This is a genomic window from Streptomyces sp. NPDC053474 (assembly GCF_044544845.1).
Taxonomy (GTDB): Bacteria; Actinomycetota; Actinomycetes; order Streptomycetales; family Streptomycetaceae; genus Streptomyces.
This window is the reverse complement of the sequence record NZ_JBITXV010000023.1, coordinates 1-16,808: the sequence shown is the minus strand read 5'-3', so window position 1 is coordinate 16,808 and position 16,808 is coordinate 1. Positions and strand designations below refer to the sequence as shown.

Genomic DNA, 16,808 nt, shown 5'->3' with positions numbered 1-16,808 from the left:
CTGCAGCCCGATGAGGCACACCCGGACACGTGTGGTCCAGGTGCGCCTCATCGGGCCGTTGGGAGTGGTGGTCCTAGGCGGTGGAGCCGTCGGCAGGCGGACAGCCGAGGCATGGCAGTGGCCGACACACTCGCCACGGAAATGAAGGGCGCCGCCTCCGACGCGGGTTCGTGGGCGTTCTTCTCCGACCCCCGCGACGAGTTCGCCGGAAAGGCCATCTGCGGTGCCCCGGAAACCGTCCACGGCATCGTCATGACGGGCCGGTCGCAGGCGGACAACGACCCGCCGGCCCCGTCGATGCAGTCCTTCCACCCCAAGCCCGCCGGAGCACGCCTGTACGCGGACTCCCTGGAGCACACGCTCCAGGGCAAGGGCTGACCGCTTTTCTGGCCAGAGGGCCCCACGTCGAAATGACGGCATACTGGCCGTCATCGTGACCCTCGTCAACATCGTGATGTGCTTTACGCAGGCTACGGCTACGTCCTGTCCGGACTGTCCTTCGCGGCGCCGAGACCACAAGAAGTACATGACGCAGTGGCCGAACGTGAGAGCGTTCTGTGGTTCCTGGCCTGGCTGGCGGGCGGCGGCTTCTGCCTCGCCTCGGTGTTCCGGTGCTGGAAGACCGCCGCGACTCACTTGATCATCGTTGTGCTGTCGCTCCTTGTGGGTTTGGGGTTCCAGGTGGCGAACTCACACTCGGCCACCGGCGCCAGCTGGAGCGGCTTGCCCTTATGGCTCTCGGCGGCCAAGACGTTGTCCTATGTGGTGAGACGGAGTAGTCGCTTGTAGCAGCACAGGGCAGCGGCGAGGTCGAGGAAGTGGACGTTCGCCGCCGAGATCCCGACGACCAGGGGCAGTCCGTTCGCGCCGGAGGCCGCCCGCCAGGCGGCGCACACCCTCACTCTCACTGCGGTCAGGGGAGTGTCGGCTCACCCGGCGGGTGGCTGTTCGCCGTGCCAGGTTCGCCAGAGCGCGGCGTAGGTGCCGTTGGCCGCGACGAGGGCGGTGTGGGTACCGAGTTCGGTGAGGCGGCCGTTCTCCATCACGGCTACCCGGTCGGCGTCGTGCGCCGTCTGCAGGCGGTGTGCGATCGCGATGACGGTCCGGCCTTTGAGGACGGCGGCCAGGGCCTGCTCCGTGTGGCGGGCGGTGCGCGGGTCCAGGAGCGCGGTTGCCTCGTCGAGGATCAGCGTGTGGGGGTTGGCCAGGACTACGCGTGCCAGGGCGAGTTGCTGTGCTTGGGCGCCGTCGGGCCGGTGTCCCTCGTGGCCCAGGTCGGTGTCCAGGCCCTCGGGTAGTTCGTCGGTCCACTGGGCGCCGACGGCGGCGAGTGCGGCACGCAGCTCGGCGTCGGTGGCACGGGCGGAGGCTATGTGCAGGTTGTCGCGGACTGTGCCCAGGAACACGTGATGTTCCTGGGTGACGAGGACGACGTGTCGGCGTAGTTGGTCGGGGTCCAGGTCGGCGACCGGGATCTGCCCCACGGTCACCGAGCCCGTGTGCGGGGTGGCCATGCCGGCCAGGAGTCTGCCCAGCGTGGTCTTGCCCGCACCGGAGGGGCCCACGATCGCCAGTCGCTCGCCGGGCTGGACGGTCAGGTCGACGCCGTGCAGGACGTCGCCTCCTTCGTCGTAGGCGTAGTGGGCGTCGGTCACTTCGATCCGGTCGTCAGCTGGTGTGGCGGTAGTGGTCGGCGGTGCGTGTGTGGCGGCGCCGAGGCCTTCGACGCGGGCGAGGGAGGCACGGCTGCTCTGTAGTTGCTCCATCTGCTGGAGGATGGTGTCCAGGGGCTGGGAGAGCTGGCGCAGGTACAGGGCCGAGGCGACGACCGCGCCGAGGCTCATCCTGTCGTGGGTGTACAGCGTGCCTCCGATCAGCAGGACGCTGGCCACGGGGAGGACGTACGAGATGTCCACGGCCGGAAACAGGACGCTGCGCAGGAACAGTGTGTGGTTCCGTGTGGTCCGGCAGGCTTCGATGTGCTTGTGGCATTCCGTGATGCGGTGCTGTTGCAGGCCGAATGCCTCGACGGTGCGGGCTCCGGCGGCGGTGGCCGCGAGTTGCTCCGCGAGGGCGGAGTTGGCGGCTCCCTCGGCGAGGTACGCGGTGAGCGCCCGGCGCAGGTACCAGCGGGCGGCGAACCAGATGCCGAGCAGGCCGACGACTGCGCAGGCGCCGAGCAGCGGGTCGAGTGTGAAGACCGCTCCGAGGATGAACACCGACTGCACTCCGGCGATGAGGACCTGGGGGCCGGCGTCCCGGAGAGTAGCGCCGATCGCGGCGACGTCGGTGGTGCCACGGGTCATCAGGTCGCCCGTTCCGGCGCGTTCGATCACGGCAGCGGGCAGGGAGAGTGCCCGGTCGGCGAACTGCTCGCGGATGCGCGCAAGGGCCCGCTCGCCGAAGCGGTGTCCGATGTAGGCGGCGTAACGGGCCAGGACGAGCTGTGCCAGCGCGCAGACGAGGATGAGGAGCGCGAGACGGTCCACCGAGGCCACGGGGGCCCCGTCCTTGACCTCGTCGATGATGCGGCCGAGCAGCCACGGGCCGACGAGTCCGGCACCGGCGGCCAGCGCGTTGAGGACGATCATGGCGGCGAAAGCGCGGCCGTCCTGGCGGACCAGCCGGAGTGCCGCCCGGCGTACGCGGGACGGTTCGGCGACGGGCAGGAGGCGGGCCGTGGGCTGCGTGGATGGTGCGGATGCGGCGGTCATCGCTCGGTCCTGCGGCACCCGGGAGCCGTTCGGTCCTCTGTGCGGTCGCAGTCTTCACGATCTTCGTCGTGTACGCCGTCCGCGTCGGGGGCGCCGCGGGAGACCAGGAGACGGTAGCCGGGTCGGCGGGCTATGAGTTCACGATGGCTGCCCGAGTCCGCGACGGAGCCGTCGATCAGGTAGTGCACGGTGTCGGCCTGATCCAGCAGGAGCGGTGAGGTGCTGGTGACCACCGTGGTGCGGCCGGACCGCGCGGTGTGCAGCCGGGTCGCGATGGCTGCCTCGGTGTGTGCGTCGAGCGCCGAGGTGGGCTCGACCGCCAGGAGTACTTCGGGGTCGGCCAGCAGGGCCCGGGCCAGGCGGAGGCGCTGCCGCTGACCGCCGGAGAGGTTGCGGCCCTGCGCGCCGACGGGTGAGTCGAGGCCGTGCGGCAGGGCGCGGACGATGTCCTGCGCCACGGCTGCGTGGAGGCATCGGCCGATGGTCTCCTCATCTCGGTCCCACGGGCCGCAGATCACCTCGCGCAGCGGGCCGGCGAACAGATCGGCCTCGTTGTCCGCGACGAGGATCCGCTGGCGGATCTGTGTCAGGTGGATCTCGTCGAGGCGTATCCCGCCCCAAGTCACCGACGATTCGACGAAGCGGCTGAGACGGTCGATGACCATCGCCGACTCCGCGGGCCGGGCGCTCACCAATGCGGTCAGCCTGCCGGGCCTCGCCTCGACGCCCGATGCGGGATCACGCAACACGGCCGCGCTCCCGGGCCCGTCCGAGGTCGCCTCCCCGCCGAGGGGATCGGGCTTCATGGCCAGGAAACGTACGACTCTGCGGGCGGCGACCAGTCCGCGGCTGAGGTCGTATCCGCCCTCTACGAAGAAGGTGACCGGTACCACCAGCACCGCCGCATAGCCGTAGACCGCGACCAACTCGCCCACGGTGATGTCCCCTTGTGCCGCCATTCGGGCCGCCAGCCAGGTCACGGCACCGAGGAACAGAGCGGGGAGACCGACGCTCAGGGCCTGGATCCAGCTGGTCACCGCGCCGACGCGGTACCCCGTGGCCTGCAGCTCCTGCGAGCCGCGTCGGTAGCGCTCGGCGTACACCTCTTTGCCGCCGATGCCGTTGAGGACGCGCAGTCCTCCGACGATGTCCGTGAAGCGGGCGGCGAGTCTGCCCTGCTGTTCACGGTAGGTCGCCTCCGCGCCCTGCAACCGCCCCAGCAGCGGGCCGACCACCACCGCGAGCAGCGGCACACCGAGCAGGACCAGCACGGCGAGCAGCGGCGACACGCTCAGCAGCAGTGCGGCCACGACGGCGTAGGCGAGGACCGCGCCGACACCGGGGCCGGTGATGGTCAGCGTGCTCGCGATCACCGCGACATCGCCGTACCCGATCGTGACCACATCCCCGGCCATGACCCGGCGCGGCAGCGTCCCGCCCAGCCTGGTCGCCTGACTGACCACCACCCGCACCGACCGGAAAGCGGCGTCCATCCGCACCTTGGTCATGGTGCGGTGCCGCATGACGGCCAGCCACGCGTTCAGCACCCCCACACCCACCAACGCCGCGACCCAGCCGGTGAGCACGGACAACTGCCCCCGCTCCAGCCCGTCGTCGATGGCGCGTGACAGCAGGTACGGCGGCAGAGCCAGACAGACCATCCAGGCGCTGCCCAGCAGCGCGCCGACGGCGACCCGGCGGCGCTGGCTGGTGATCAGCCACCACAGGTACCGCGCGGCACTACGGCAGTCCGGGGTCCCCGGATCCCATTCCGAATTCTTCATCTGCCGCACGTTAGTGATCGCTGGCCGATTCGTTCAGGGGACCGAGCACCGTGCTGATCACCCCAGGAAAGGCACACACTCGAGCAGGATCCGGCGCCCGAGGTCGCGGAGGAGCCCGGGGTCGTGGTACGGCTGGAGCTGGAGCGGCGGCAGTGGCGCCGCGATCGCGACGATCTGCACGCCCTGGTCGCCGAACTCGGCCCCGAGGAAGGACTGTCCGTCTGGCGTGCGCGGCCGCGGCGAGTGTCTGCGGACCTGGCCGCTCTGCTGGGCGAGTACGGGTTCGTGTAGGAACCACGGGCCTCAGCCCGGCAGCTCCTGGTCGAGGCCGCGCGGGAGTACACGCACCGGTACGGGCATTTGCTGCCCGGGGGCGAGGACACCATCAGCGTGGGCGGGCAGGAGGCCGCTGAGCGAGTGCCGCAGGCATTCTTGGGGCGCGCGTCAGGAGGAGCGTGAGGTCGCCCAGGCGCTGGACAGGCTCGGTTTCTGGCGAGTACGGGAAGACGTGCCGTGGAACGCCGCCTTCGAGCGCAGACTCATCCTCCTGGATGCCTTCCACGCCGAGGGCGGGCACGGCGGCGAACTCCTCACCGGGAGCCGGGGCTTCCGCGGGGACGATCTCGGGAAGTGGCTGTGCGATCAGCACCAGCGATGGCCCCAGCTGCGGGACGAGCAGCGCGGGGCCCCGCTGGAGCTGCGGATGGGACCGGCCACGGGTGACCGGCGGGTCAAGACACGGGCGCGGTGCGCGTGCCGCGCTCCCGTACGGAACGGCTGAGGGAGCTCGTGACTGCCGCCCGCCAGCACCTGGACGAGGTCGGGCCGCTGGTGGGCAAGGACGGCCAGCGCTGTGTCCACGACACCTACCGGCCCCGTGTTGGCGGCATCTCCGTCCAGCTCCGCAGGCGCTTGAACGCCGCACGTGCCCGCTGCCCCACCTACCCACCCGAACACCAGGCCTTGTTCGCGGGCCTCGGACTCCCCTGGGCCCCCGCCAGACGACCGGGAACGACAGGGATAGCAGCAGGCGGACCGTCCGAGTGGAGCTATGCGTGTGAGCCGAGGCGGCTGAAGGCCCAGCGGAGCACTTTCTTGAACGTGAACGCGGCACGCCGTGGAGCAGGTTCCACACGTCCCGACTCCCGCGCGAGAGCGAGCCGGTGCCATGCCGTGTGCCGTGACACACCGGCCGATTCCATCGCAATCGCACAGGCACCGGATGCACCGCCGGGCGCGCAGCTGTTGTCAGCGGTCGGTCGCGGGCAGGTGGTCCAGGCCGGTGTCGCGCAGAAACTGCTGGACGGTCTCGTCCAGAGTGCTGGTCGCGCCGATCACCGTCTCCTGGCCGCCGGGCAGCAGGTCGCGGTCCCTGTACCAGTCGCGCAGATGGTGTTCGGTGACCTGCGCCAGATACTGCGGATCGGGCTTGGTCGCGTGACGGGCCAGCGTCGCCTCCAAGGGGATGTCCAGGTAGTAGCACCGTGTGACACGCCGATGGCTGCGCACCAGGTCCTGCAGCATCGAGCCGTAGCGGTCCGCGTACAAGATCCCCTCGACGACCGTATGGAATCCATGATCGAGTGCGTAGGAGGCAACCGAGCCGATCAGGCCGATGTTCGCGGCGCCTGGCCGGTCGCGTTCGCGCAGCACCGTGCGGCGCAGGTTGTCCTGGGCCACGAGGGCCAGGTTCCCGCCGCACTTCTCGCGCAGGCCAGCCGCGATGGACGACTTTCCTGAGGCGCTGTTGCCGCGTAGTACGACCAGACGCGTTTCGTTGGTTCCGACCACGTCCGGCACCTTACGGGGGGCCACTGACACGGCCTTACCCGCCCGGCGCTGACCCGTTGTGATCACCGCGTATCAGCGGGGACATGCCGAGGCAGCCGGAGCAGCCCTGTCAGCCGGGCCGAACGATCTGCCCTTCGCCACCCGCCTGATCGACTCGCATGATGACCGGAACCGAGGACGGTCGGCGCCCCAGCACACGGATATCACCGCAGCGGAGGTCAAGGCCGACCTGGACTGGATCGAGTCCTTCACCGCCGCGCTGCCGACGCTCCCGATGCCCGTCCGCGGCGAACGCCCGCGGACGCGACAGCGCGCCACGCCATCCCCGGCGGTGTGAGCCGCCCGAGCCGCAGTACGCACGGCGCAGCGGCCGAGCCGGGGCACGCGCCAGAGTTCCTGAACTGACCGCCTCAGACAGAGTGCAGCCCCGCCCGCGGGACGTCGGCAGAGACCACCCACTGGGTCAGCCCCGCAGGAACCGGCCAGACCGGCGCACCGTCCGTCGTCACCGCGGCGGCGGGCTGCGGATGCCCCCGGCATCCCGTCCCGGGTCACGACGGCGGCAGGGTCCGTCACCATCTCCGCGATCGGCCACACCAGGACCGTCTGCACTCACGCCAACTGCAAAGCCGCGTCGTCCTCTTCCTGTGAGCGGCCCTGCGGGAGCAGGAAGCGGGGCACGGCTGCGGGCAAGGCAGCAGCGATCCGGGACCACGGACTGGTTGACGGACTCGCGGGCCGCCGCGTCCAGCGTGAGCCGGTCCAGAGCAACCCAGAGGGTGTCAGCTACTGAAGGCAGGATGGGACAAGGCCGCACGGGCCCACTTCTTGGTCACACTCGAAGAACTCGTGCGACCGTCCCCACGTCACGGCCAGTGATCGCGCTCATTCCTGGCGGGCAGAACGGAAGTTGTCCTCCAAGAACACCGAAACCGCCTCGGTGAACGTCTCCGGCGCTGCGTGGTGGATCAGGTGTCCCACCGGGATGGTGACCACTCGCCCGCCGGGGATGCGGCGGGCGAGCTCGGCGACGCCGTCCTGGGGAACATGGCTGTGAGGGCCGCCGGCGAACACGAGGGTCTTGGCGGTGATCTGGCTGAGTCGCCCGAGCCACCTGGGGTTCGGCGCGTCGATCTGCCGCCTGACGGCCAGCCCGTCTCCCAGTCGAAGGTCAGGGCGCCGTCCGGCTTGGTCGGGGTGGTCTGCTCCCGGGGACGCGGGATGGGAACGTCCTCCAGGATGAGCCGGCTCACCCGCTGCGGATGGTCCTGCGCGAGCAGGTAGGCCACGATCCCGCCCATGGAGTGCCCGATCAGATCCACCGGGCCAAGTCCCAGTGCGTCCAGGAAGCGGAGCACATCAGCCTGCATGAGTTCGAGCGAGTAGTCTCCCGGCCAGTCGCTTCGGCCGTGACCGCGAAGATCGAGGGCATACGCCCGTCGACTCCGGGCGAGGGCGGGCACAACCGCCTCCCAGTCAGTGGCATCCTCGCCCAGTGCGTGTAACAGGACGAGCGGCGGAGCATCCGGCGGACCCGACATCTGATAGGCCAGCTGGACCCCGCCAACGTCGACCGAGCGTTGATCCCCCACGTCCGCAGGATATGCGGACTATTCCTGCCGGAGGACCGGCGTTCACCAGCGGCCGAATCACCATCCCCGGTCAGCACCTCGCACCGGGATCAAGGTGCCGTCCACGATCCACAGCCGGTCGACAGTATCCGCCGGACGCTTGATCTGCTCCAGCGTCAGCAGCGGTCCCAGCTTCTGGATCACCCGGCAGACCGTCGCGGGCGAGACGCCGAACAGCGGCGCCAGCTGCCGCATCGTCAGGTTGGTGCGGTAGTACACCGCCACCAGCAACACCCTCCCGGCCAGCGGCAGACACCACGGACGCCCCAGCCCGGTACCGTTGCCGCCCCGCTCGCGGACCACCTTCAGCAGCCGCTGGAAGACAACGAACCGCAGCCCGGTGAACGTCTCCACCCACAACGCCTCAGCCCGCAACACCCCACCCATACAAGAAAAATGCCCAGCTCACAGCCTTCTGCAACAGGCTTTAGGCCGGGTCCGCGCAGGCTGAGGTCCCGCCCACTACGGCAGCCGCCAGCAGGTGGCCTAGCCTTCAATTCTTCTCGGGCGCGCAGCGGCCCCGGTTCCCGCTTTCGGGATCCGGGGCCTTGTGGCCTGGCGTCTTGACTGCTCGGCCGGAGTTGCCTTCTCGGCGGCTGCAGTCAGTCCTGAGGGCTCACGAGCCGCTGCGGCGGGCCAAGCCTACGTGTTGGTGATGCGCGGGTGGGCGGCGGCGATGCGGGACAGCAGGGTCACCCCGGCCTCGGTGTCGGACACGCTCGCGGCCGTGACCAGGACAGTCAGCAGCAGGCCCAGGGTGTCGCAGCCCAGGTGCCGCTTGCGCCCGATGATCCGCCTTCCGGGGTCGGTGCCCTGGTCGGCCAGGTGCACGTTGGCCGACCTCTTGATGGTCTGGGAGCCCAGCACGCAGGCCGACGGTTCGCCGTCGCGTCCTTCGGCCTCCCGGACCATCTGCCGCAGCAGCCCGGTGAGCTGGGCGAAGACGCCGTCCTGCTGCCAGCAGGCAAAGTAGTGGTAGGTCGTGGGCCAGGGCGGGAAGTCGTGCGGCAGGTAGCGCCAGGGGACGCCAGTGCGGTCCACGTGCAGGATCACGTTCATCAGCGCGCGCAGGTCGTGTTCCGGCGGTCGGCCGATGTCCAGGCCGCGGCCGCGGCGCTCGGCCCACCAGGCGGTGAGCACCGGCTCGATCAGCTGCCAGCGTTCGTCGGACAGGTCGCTGGGGTAGCCGCTGTGGGCGGTCATGTTTCAGATGTACTGCGCGGTGGCCGCCCCGGCTAGCGGCCAAAGCCCACCGGGCGGGGCCGGGTTGGGATCAGACAGGAGGCATCGGGATCAAACAGCCCTCTGCCGTCTCACGGCGAACGGGCGGCCCGTCTCTCACTTCAGTGCCGCCCTGTCAGCCTCCTCGAACCAGAACGTAACAGCTTCAGATAGGGCGAAACGCTCAGTGAGTCTTCGAGCACGCGGCCGCCTGGCACGAGTCTACGAAGCCCCCCGCAAGGCGAATTCGAGGGGCCTTCGCCCATCCGGGCGTTCCTGCCGAGCACAGGAAGCCCAGCGGGCAGCTCACACGGACGACCACCAAGAAGAACCGGGACAACCGTGAGGGTGAGCCGGTCGATTCCCTGACCGTCTCAGTGGTCGGGCCGCCCCGCTGCCTCCCGGCGGTGCTCGACTCGTGGTTCTGGTGTGTGCCTCGCGCCCTCCCCTCAGGCTGCCAGCAACCGCTCACGCACGAGATCCGGCCAGCCCTCCTCGTCCAGGCCGTGTTGACACAGGAACGCGTACGCGAAGCACTCCAAGCCGAACGCGACACATCCTGTGTGGGCGACGGAGCCGTCAGGCGTGGTGAGAGAGAAGGCCTCACCCGGCTTTTCGACGATAACGGCCTTCCCCGAGCTGACGGCGACGAGCGCGTCGTCGACCTGGTGCTCGGGCGGGGTGCAGACCACGACGGCGTCGATGTCGGCGCGGCCGAGCACGTCGCCCAGGTCGTTGCCGGTCCTTATGGCTACCGGGCCCGGGCTGGTGTCGGCGTCCGGCCAGCTCGACGACCGCGAGACGAGCGCGTGGAGGGAGATGCCCGGCGTGCGCTGGGCGACGCGCAGCCAGCGGCGACCGCTCCACCCCATTCCGGCAATGGCCAGGCGCAACGGCGGCCCCTCGTGCGCAGCCGTCACGGGCGGGGCTCTATCGTGAGGACGTCACCCGGCCGCAGGCCTCGTTCGTATCCGGTGTGCGGTGCGTCGACGGCCCGGAAGACGATGTTCATGTGATTGGGCAGGTGGGTGTCGTCGAATCCCAACAGCTCAGCGACGCGGTGGCCGTTCCACAACAGGGTGTCCCCCACGACCAGCAGACCCGCGTCGAAGCTGGCGAAACCGAGGTAGCCGACGTCGTTGATCGGCTCGCTGAGGTCGGCCGCGGGGTCGACGACGAGGAGTTCATGCACCTCGCCCTGGTTCACCGCCCGGGTCTGCCAGGGCGCGAGGGTCAACTCCCGATCCACGCGTCGGTGGTGCAGGACACAGACCGTCGTGGCGGGCAGGGGCTCACGCAGCCAGCCGGGCGAGGGCCGCGCCGTGTCGGCGCCGGGCGTTCCGGTCAACGCCCGGATCTCCTCGCGGATCGCCTCGGGGTGGCCCCGCAGCCTGTGTGAGGGCGCGGCGGCCAGGGCACGCAGGGTCGCGGCCATGCGTGTGGTCAGCTCGTTCGTGCCGCCGGTCAGGGCCCGTAGCCACCCCGACCCGTCCGGATCGGGGATCAGCACGCTCTTCTCCACCCCCGCGAGCACGTCGTCCTGTCGGGGGGCCTCCACTTCCGCCTGCGGGTCGTCGCCGTCGAAGTCCAAGGTGGGCAGGAAGACATGGTCGACGACGGCGTGGTCCGCCACGGTCACATCGAGGATGTCCGCGTACTCGCCCACCGTCAGCTCCAGCTTGTCCTCATGGGCGAACTGCCGCTCCAGGGGCAGCACCGCGGCGTCGAAGTGGTCGAAGTAGTGCAGGTGCCGACGCAGCTTCGGGTGGTTGCGCAAAGTCCCGCCGCCGAGCCTGACGGACAGCGCGTAAGGCCGCAGTTCGATCCGGCCGTCGGTGTCGACCCGGGCCAGCAGACGGTCGTTGGCCAGGTACTCGAAGCCGTGCTCGCCCAGCATCTTCAATGCGAGGGTCGTCTTTCCGCTGCCCTTGTCGCCGACGAAGACCAGCGCACGCCCCGAGCGGGCGACGGCGGAGGAGTGCAGGACCACCCAGCCGTCGGACAGCAGCCCGTCGAGCAGCAGCTCGCGCGTCTGGCGGGCCAGATCGCGGGCGTTCACCGCGCTGGGAACCCCGAGGGAGACGACCCTGCCGTGGGTGTCGTCGACCACGTACAGATGGTCGTCGCCCGTGTCGTGAACGCAAGTGAAACCCGGTACGCGTGCGACTGCGGCCCGCTTGCCGAAGTGGATCGCGATCGGCTCGTCCTCCCAGGGAAGGCTGGCGACTGCCGCGTGCACCGTCGCCGGGGTCGATGAGCAGAGCGGTCAGTTTCGCGTCGGCGGTCGTGTCCGACTCCGCGAAGGAGAGGATCGGCTCCAGGTAGAGGCGGGCCCAGGTCAGCGCCCGCTCGTCGTTACTGGCGGCCTTCATGGAGACGGTGCCATAGCGGACGTCCAAGGCCGTGGCGGTCACGCCGCTCGCCCGGACGAGGCCCGCGAGTCCTTCTTCCTTCAGCAGGCTCGGAACGTTGAACTCCACGAGTTGGCTGGTCATGTACGGCGTCCTTTCCGCGTTCTGTACCTCGGGGCTCGCGCTGGTCAGCAGGGGGCGAGGGCTAAGATCGCCTCGGTGAGGTCCGGCAGGTTGTCGGCCGCGCAGTCCGCGCGGAAGCCGTGCGCCAGGGCCGACGGCTGGCTGCCCGAACCTGGTCGGCGCAGCCAGGCGGTTCGCATTCCCTGACGGGCGGCGGACCGCAGGTCCGGGTCGCACGTGTCGGAGACCATCAGGTAGGAGTAAGCGCCGCGCCAATGGCCGCCGAGGAAGGCAGGCCACTCGTCCTTGCCCACCCCTGCGGCCTCCGAGGTGCAGATCGCGTCGAAGGCGGAGCCGATGCCTACCCGGGCAGCCCGGCGGGTCTGTACGTCGGTGGCGCCCATCGTGCACAACAGGAGCTTGTCGTAGGGGGCACGCAGGGCATCGAGCAGTTCCCGTGCGCCGGGCAGAGGGGTTACCGAAGCGTACCGGCATTGCCAGTAGGTGCGCTCGCATGCCTGGACCAGGCGTTCGTCCGGGGGTGCGGAGGCCGGGACGGCATGCCACAGGGCCCGGCGCAGGCGGTCCGTGTAGCCCTCGGCGCAGGGTAAGGGGTACACCATCCGGGCCTCCACCTTGGCCCGCCGGTAGTGGATGCGCCAGGCGTCACGCTCCATGTGCGGCAGGTGCTGTGCCCACACGGTATCGCGTGCGAGGTTTTCTTCCCAGCGGTAGTCGACGAGGGTGTCGTCCATGTCCACGAGTGCGACCCGCATGCTCTGGGGCCCCGTTCACCGCGGGGCGGGCGCGGCGGCCGACTCCGCGCGGATGCGATCCAGGCGGTAACGCAGGTACTCCGTACGCGACATGGCGCGTTCCCGCGTGGTCTTGCCGAGGTCACCTACGGGCCGCACGCCGGTGTACGCGGCGGGCCGACCGCGGTCGCGATCAAAGATCAGGATGCGGTCCGTAACGCTGCCGCCCCGGTAGATGAGAGAGACGCAGTGGCGCGGGAAGGGGTTGGCCACCGCGTGAACCGTCTCGGGGGCGATCAGGTAGCAGGTGCCCGCTCCCAGGATGCGCCGCCCCGTGGGAGACAGTTCCTCGGCCTCCTCGTGATAGTCGTAGTCGTCAGAGAGGTACGCCCCCGCGATCAGGCTGCTCACCATGTAGCGGCGGTGGCCGTGCACGTTCTCCAGGTAGGGTTCCTGGCCCGGCGGGGGCGGAGTCCAGATGTGCAGGCGCACCGACAGGGCTTCCGTCCCGGTGAGGCGCAGTCGTAGGCAGCTCTCCTTTTCGTCGTAGCCGTCAGCGAGCTGCCGGAACACATCCGGGTCCTGGCTGGCGTCCAGGAAGTCCGCGAGGAACCGCTCGCTGTCGATCTGTGTGCAGGCGGCCAGGACACGGCGCCAAGTGTCGCGGGCCGGCGCGGCTCCGTCCAGGTGGGAGACGGCGTCACGCAGCGCATCTCCCGCTTCCCGGCTCATGGTGGTCAGGATGTTCGCCACGTTTCCTCTATTCCGTTCCTCTGTTCCGGAGCGTGTGGTCCAGTCCCTCTGTACCGGTGGGGCAGGTTCAGCGTTCCGCCAGGTCGCCAAGGGTGCGGTGCCAGGTGGTGAGCAGTGCCGCACGACGGGCCATGGCGTCGGAGCCGGTCGTCAGGCGATGTGCGCGGTCGAGTTCGCCGATGTGGTGTGAGAGCGTGGTGGCGCGCTCCTCGTCGTCCGCGGCGAACCTGATGTGCAGGCGTTTGGTGTGGATCACATGGGTGGACGCACGGTAGTCGTGAATGGACTGCAGGTCGGCGGGAACGGTGTCCCAGTAGGCCGTGAGGTCGGGCAGGGCGGCGCGGAGACCGTCGACGAGCGCAATCTGGTCGGTCATGTCCCGCTGCAAGAATCGCAGGTGGGACAGGAACTTCGTGTTGCTGCCCACCAGCCGGAGTGCCGCCGAGTCTGGCTGGCGCAGCTTGCGCCCGCCCCGGTGACCAGGCCCGTAGGCGTCGTCTTCGGCCGTTTCGCTGATGAGGACGCTGAAGTGCAGGGGCACGCTCGCGCCGAGGCACCGTCGGGCCCGCTCGCCGAAGAGGACGAAGTCTTTGCCGGTGGCGCTGTTGCTGTCCAGGAAGACGACGCGCTCCACGCGATGCCGGGCGCGGCGCAGCAGCTTTCCGAAGTCCCTGACCCACAGGGACGAGGAGCGTGCGTAGGCGGCGCAGCTGTCTGCGAGGGTCTCCTGGTCATCAGCGCTGAGTGTGACGAAAGGGTGGCGTGACAGCGGCAGGGCCAAGACCATGGCACCCAGGGCCTCGGCCCGCCGCCGAACCGTCTCGGCGAGCAGCGCACCGCTCATCAGGGGCAGGACGACCAGGTCGCCGGAGCGCAGCACGGCCTTCACCAACCGGTCGCAGTTCGCGGCGATTTCCTCGACGCCGAGGACGCGGAAACCCAGCGCGCCGAAGGCGGCACCCACCGCCGCGTCGTAGGCCCGTGGCGTGTCGTACCAAGGATGGCTGTCGATGACTAACAGCGGCTCGTGCACGGCTTCTTGTATGTGCTCCGTCATGTCATGAGACCTTCCTTCGTGGGGGCTTCGGGGCCGTGCCGAGACGGTCGAGGAGGGGGTGTCCCGTCAGACCGGCGGCCTCAAGCAGTTCGAGGTACGCGCCGGAGCCGGGGTCCTCGGGCACGCCGAACGCCCGCACACGCCTGGCGAAGTGAGCATGTGCGGCGCGTATCCGGTCGGCCAGGCCGCCTTCCGGGCGGTGCTCTTCGACCACGCTGACCCGCCGGGCCCTCCTCAGGTGTGCGGCGAGTCCTGCGGGCAGGGGCTGGAGCCGCACCACCTCGACCACGTCGGCGGCGGGGGCGCGGGCTTCCAGGGCGGGCAGGGCGGCGGCAAGGGCCGGACCGTATCCGACGACGAGGTCCCGGCCTGTGCCGCGCCGCAGCACGCGCAGGCCGCCGGTCACTGGGCCGCCGTGCGTGTCGCGTACCGGCTGGCGGGCCAGGCGTACGTAGGCGGGTTCCCGCACGGACAGCAGGTCCTCGACGGCCCAGCGGGCGGCAGCCCGGTCGGACGGGGCGTAGACGCGGATGGCAGGCATGCCGCGCAGTACCGCCAGGTCCTCAAGGCAGTGGTGGCTCACCCCGTCCCGGCCAGCGGACAGCCCCGCCATACCGGCCAGGACTGTGACCGGCGCGCGTTCCGCGGCCACGAAGGTGCGCAGGGCTTCGGTTCCGCGCAGCAGGCCGAAGGCGGCAAAGCAGGCGGCGGGCGGCGCCATCACGAGTGCACCAGCGGCGGAGGAAGCGACCCCGCCAAGAGGAACGAATCCCCTCCCCTGAGCTGGTCGGGTGCGCCGACCGCCGCGAAGAGCTACGCGATCGTCATGCGCGATCTCGACAACTCCAACCTCATCCACTGGGTCATCTACGACATCCCGACGAGCGCGACCTCACTCCCCCCAGAACGTCGACCACGCCTACCGGCCCTCGGCCCCGGCGGGGGCCAGGCAGGTCTACTACCGCGGCAGCGCGAGCCTCTACGGCTACCAGGGGCCGTGCTCGCCCTCCACGGTGAACACCTACGAGTTCGTCGTCCACGCGCTGAACCAGGCATCGCTGACCAACCTGAACTCCAGCTCGTCGACCCGGACCGCCGCCCGGGAGATCGCCGCGGCGACGATCGGCACGGCCAGGATCACCGGCGAGTCGTAGCGCTGCCCGGCCTGGATCTCGTTGTCCGAAAGGCCAGGAGCGGCCGCGAGGCCGGTGACGGCCATGGCGGTTCCCACCCGGCGATGCGCGGCGGTGCGGATCCGCCCCCGCGCCTCCCGCCCGCCGTGGGCACTACGCGGCACGCTTCACCGCCTCCACCAGAAGGTGGTATCCGAAGTGGTTGAAGGGAGGGACTTCTGCCAGGAAGCGCTCCGCCTTACTGACGAAGGAACGGACGGCTTCGTCGCGTAAGACTTCGTCGGCCAGCCATACGGCGATGGGCGAGTTGCCCCGCAGCCGTGTGACCGTCATGCCGACGGCGGCGAAGAGCGTGGTCAGATCGCGGGGGCTGAAGCTGTACCAGGGAGCGACGTACTCCTGGCCACTGCGGGTCTTGGTGAAGAGAAGCCGTTTGCTCTCCACGTCGGTGACGTCCACCGAGGCGAAGCGGTCACCGGTGAACATCTCCTCGAACACGGAGTTCTTCACACCGAGCAGCATCCTGCCGCCGGGGCGCAGGACCCGGTGGACTTCGGCGAAGACCGCTGGCCTGTCCTGGAGGGGAATGTGCATCAGGGCCAGCATGCTGGTGACGGTGTCGAAGGAAGCGTCGGCGAAGGGCAGGTGAGCCATGTCGCCCTCGCGCAGGTCGGCGCTCAGGCCGCGCTCACGGAGCTTCCGTTCGGCCACGTCCAGCATGGGCCGCGAGATGTCGAGTCCGCTGACATCGGCACCCTTGTCGGCCATGGGGACGGTGAACCGCCCGGTACCGCATCCGATGTCCAGGACCTTCTCGCCGGAGCGGATGCTTTCGAACAGGAATTCATGCTCGGATTGCGTGAAAAGGTCGTCACAGGCACCGGCGCCGGGTATCCGCTCGTCGTACTCGGCGGCGACCTGCTCGTAGACCGTCCTGACGGTGTCCTTCTGCTCTTCGGCGTGAAGGTGTCGGTTCGACACGTTCGTCGGCTGCTGGAATGTCGTCACGTTGCTTCCTTCTCTCGTTGCGAACGTTCCCTGTCGCGGGAAGGGGTGCCTTGTACGGGGTGCCCCGCATGCTGAGGCATGGCGAAGTGCTGCCGGCTCGTTCAGCGGCCTGCGGCAGGTAAGGGGTCGCGCACCAGCGGGCATGACAAGCAGTGCGGCCCGCCTCTGCCGCGTACCAGCTCGGCGCTGGGGATGGTGAGCACGTCGATGCCGGCCGCGCTCAGCCGGTCGTTGGCCAGCGCGTTGCGGTCGTAGGCGATGACCGTTCCCGGGCGGAGCGTGAGGACGTTGGCGGCGTCGCTCCACTGTTCGCGGCGAACGGCGAACGCGTCGTCACCGGTGTCGATCAGCCGGATGCTGCCCGCTCCCAGGGCGGTTGCCAGAGCAGCGAACCGACGCGGGTGATCCAGCCTGTGTCGAAGGCGTGGCGGCACAGGGCGGCGCCGACCGCGCCGGCCAGGTGAGGGCGGCGTTCGGTCCAGTCCAG

The 16,808-nt window shown here is 69.7% G+C and carries 17 protein-coding genes and 4 pseudogenes; 5 read left to right on the top strand and 16 right to left on the bottom strand.

Going from position 1 to position 16,808, the window contains the following annotated elements:
* Window positions 1–111: 111 nt before the first annotated feature.
* Window positions 112–378, top strand: coding sequence for a hypothetical protein (locus ACIG3E_RS37355; RefSeq protein WP_399624900.1), 267 nt, complete (start codon window positions 112–114; stop codon window positions 376–378).
* 380 nt (window positions 379–758) lie between these two features.
* On the opposite strand, the gene ACIG3E_RS37350 is transcribed toward ACIG3E_RS37355, so the two are convergent.
* From ACIG3E_RS37350 to ACIG3E_RS37340, 3 genes are read right to left on the bottom strand one after another with little or no spacing between them, the layout of a single operon-like run.
* Window positions 759–908, bottom strand: coding sequence for a hypothetical protein (locus ACIG3E_RS37350; protein WP_399624897.1), 150 nt, complete (start codon window positions 906–908; stop codon window positions 759–761).
* Window positions 909–929: 21 nt separating this feature from the next.
* On the bottom strand, window positions 930–2,714 hold the full coding sequence (locus ACIG3E_RS37345) for an ABC transporter ATP-binding protein (protein WP_399624895.1): 1,785 nt from the start codon (window positions 2,712–2,714) through the stop codon (window positions 930–932).
* Window positions 2,711–4,498, bottom strand: coding sequence for an ABC transporter transmembrane domain-containing protein (locus ACIG3E_RS37340; protein WP_399624893.1), 1,788 nt, complete (start codon window positions 4,496–4,498; stop codon window positions 2,711–2,713). Before ACIG3E_RS37340 ends, ACIG3E_RS37345 begins: the two co-directional genes overlap by 4 nt.
* A 123-nt stretch (window positions 4,499–4,621) precedes the next feature.
* Here ACIG3E_RS37340 and ACIG3E_RS37335 point away from each other — a divergent pair, with 123 nt between their 5' ends.
* Both ACIG3E_RS37335 and ACIG3E_RS37330 read left to right on the top strand, forming a co-directional pair.
* The gene (locus tag ACIG3E_RS37335; RefSeq protein ID WP_399624891.1) at window positions 4,622–4,789 is read left to right on the top strand and encodes a hypothetical protein; all 168 of its coding nucleotides are present in this window, start codon (window positions 4,622–4,624) and stop codon (window positions 4,787–4,789) included.
* 217 nt (window positions 4,790–5,006) lie between these two features.
* A complete protein-coding gene (locus ACIG3E_RS37330; RefSeq protein WP_399624890.1) occupies window positions 5,007–5,279 on the top strand; it encodes a hypothetical protein in 273 nt (90 codons plus the stop codon).
* 467 nt (window positions 5,280–5,746) lie between these two features.
* Here ACIG3E_RS37330 and ACIG3E_RS37325 read toward each other — a convergent pair whose 3' ends face one another.
* The 10 genes and pseudogenes from ACIG3E_RS37325 to ACIG3E_RS37280 all read right to left on the bottom strand — a co-directional run bounded on the left by ACIG3E_RS37325 (window position 5,747) and on the right by ACIG3E_RS37280 (window position 14,901).
* Window positions 5,747–6,289: an AAA family ATPase gene (locus tag ACIG3E_RS37325; RefSeq protein ID WP_399624887.1), complete on the bottom strand. Its 543-nt coding sequence runs from the start codon at window positions 6,287–6,289 to the stop codon at window positions 5,747–5,749.
* A gap of 968 nt (window positions 6,290–7,257) precedes the next feature.
* Window positions 7,258–7,830 carry an alpha/beta fold hydrolase gene (locus tag ACIG3E_RS37320; protein WP_399625015.1) on the bottom strand — a complete coding sequence of 191 codons (573 nt, stop codon included), beginning with the start codon at window positions 7,828–7,830 and terminating at the stop codon, window positions 7,258–7,260.
* A 129-nt stretch (window positions 7,831–7,959) separates the two neighbouring features.
* Window positions 7,960–8,307 (bottom strand): annotated as a pseudogene (locus tag ACIG3E_RS37315) (transposase family protein); the annotation flags it as partial.
* A gap of 264 nt (window positions 8,308–8,571) precedes the next feature.
* Window positions 8,572–9,123 (bottom strand): annotated as a pseudogene (locus ACIG3E_RS37310) (IS5 family transposase); the annotation flags it as partial.
* A gap of 467 nt (window positions 9,124–9,590) precedes the next feature.
* A complete protein-coding gene (locus ACIG3E_RS37305; RefSeq protein WP_399624885.1) occupies window positions 9,591–10,061 on the bottom strand; it encodes a Gfo/Idh/MocA family oxidoreductase in 471 nt (156 codons plus the stop codon).
* On the bottom strand, window positions 10,058–11,380 hold the full coding sequence (locus ACIG3E_RS37300; RefSeq protein ID WP_399624883.1) for a DUF6917 domain-containing protein: 1,323 nt from the start codon (window positions 11,378–11,380) through the stop codon (window positions 10,058–10,060). The genes ACIG3E_RS37305 and ACIG3E_RS37300 overlap by 4 nt, the downstream gene beginning before the upstream one ends.
* 300 nt (window positions 11,381–11,680) lie before the next feature.
* Window positions 11,681–12,391, bottom strand: coding sequence for an HAD family hydrolase (locus ACIG3E_RS37295; RefSeq protein ID WP_399624881.1), 711 nt, complete (start codon window positions 12,389–12,391; stop codon window positions 11,681–11,683).
* 15 nt (window positions 12,392–12,406) lie between these two features.
* A complete protein-coding gene (locus tag ACIG3E_RS37290; protein WP_399624878.1) occupies window positions 12,407–13,123 on the bottom strand; it encodes a hypothetical protein in 717 nt (238 codons plus the stop codon).
* Window positions 13,124–13,190: 67 nt separating this feature from the next.
* Window positions 13,191–14,156, bottom strand: coding sequence for a hypothetical protein (locus ACIG3E_RS37285; protein ID WP_399624877.1), 966 nt, complete (start codon window positions 14,154–14,156; stop codon window positions 13,191–13,193).
* Window positions 14,157–14,181: 25 nt separating this feature from the next.
* Window positions 14,182–14,901, bottom strand: coding sequence for a transketolase C-terminal domain-containing protein (locus tag ACIG3E_RS37280; RefSeq protein WP_399624875.1), 720 nt, complete (start codon window positions 14,899–14,901; stop codon window positions 14,182–14,184).
* Between the two features lie 57 nt (window positions 14,902–14,958).
* On the opposite strand from ACIG3E_RS37280, the pseudogene ACIG3E_RS37275 reads away from it, so the two are divergent.
* Window positions 14,959–15,024: pseudogene (locus ACIG3E_RS37275) on the top strand (YbhB/YbcL family Raf kinase inhibitor-like protein); the annotation flags it as partial.
* A 169-nt stretch (window positions 15,025–15,193) separates the two neighbouring features.
* A complete protein-coding gene (locus ACIG3E_RS37270) occupies window positions 15,194–15,334 on the top strand; it encodes a hypothetical protein (RefSeq protein WP_399624873.1) in 141 nt (46 codons plus the stop codon).
* Window positions 15,335–15,466: 132 nt separating this feature from the next.
* On the opposite strand, the gene ACIG3E_RS37265 is transcribed toward ACIG3E_RS37270, so the two are convergent.
* From ACIG3E_RS37265 to ACIG3E_RS37255, 3 genes and pseudogenes are all read right to left on the bottom strand, one after another.
* Window positions 15,467–16,321 carry a class I SAM-dependent methyltransferase gene (locus ACIG3E_RS37265; RefSeq protein ID WP_399624871.1) on the bottom strand — a complete coding sequence of 285 codons (855 nt, stop codon included), beginning with the start codon at window positions 16,319–16,321 and terminating at the stop codon, window positions 15,467–15,469.
* Between the two features lie 101 nt (window positions 16,322–16,422).
* The gene (locus tag ACIG3E_RS37260) at window positions 16,423–16,755 is read right to left on the bottom strand and encodes an arginine deiminase family protein (RefSeq protein ID WP_399624869.1); all 333 of its coding nucleotides are present in this window, start codon (window positions 16,753–16,755) and stop codon (window positions 16,423–16,425) included.
* Window positions 16,710–16,808 (bottom strand): annotated as a pseudogene (locus tag ACIG3E_RS37255) (transcriptional regulator); the annotation flags it as partial. The pseudogene ACIG3E_RS37255 and the gene ACIG3E_RS37260, both read right to left, overlap by 46 nt.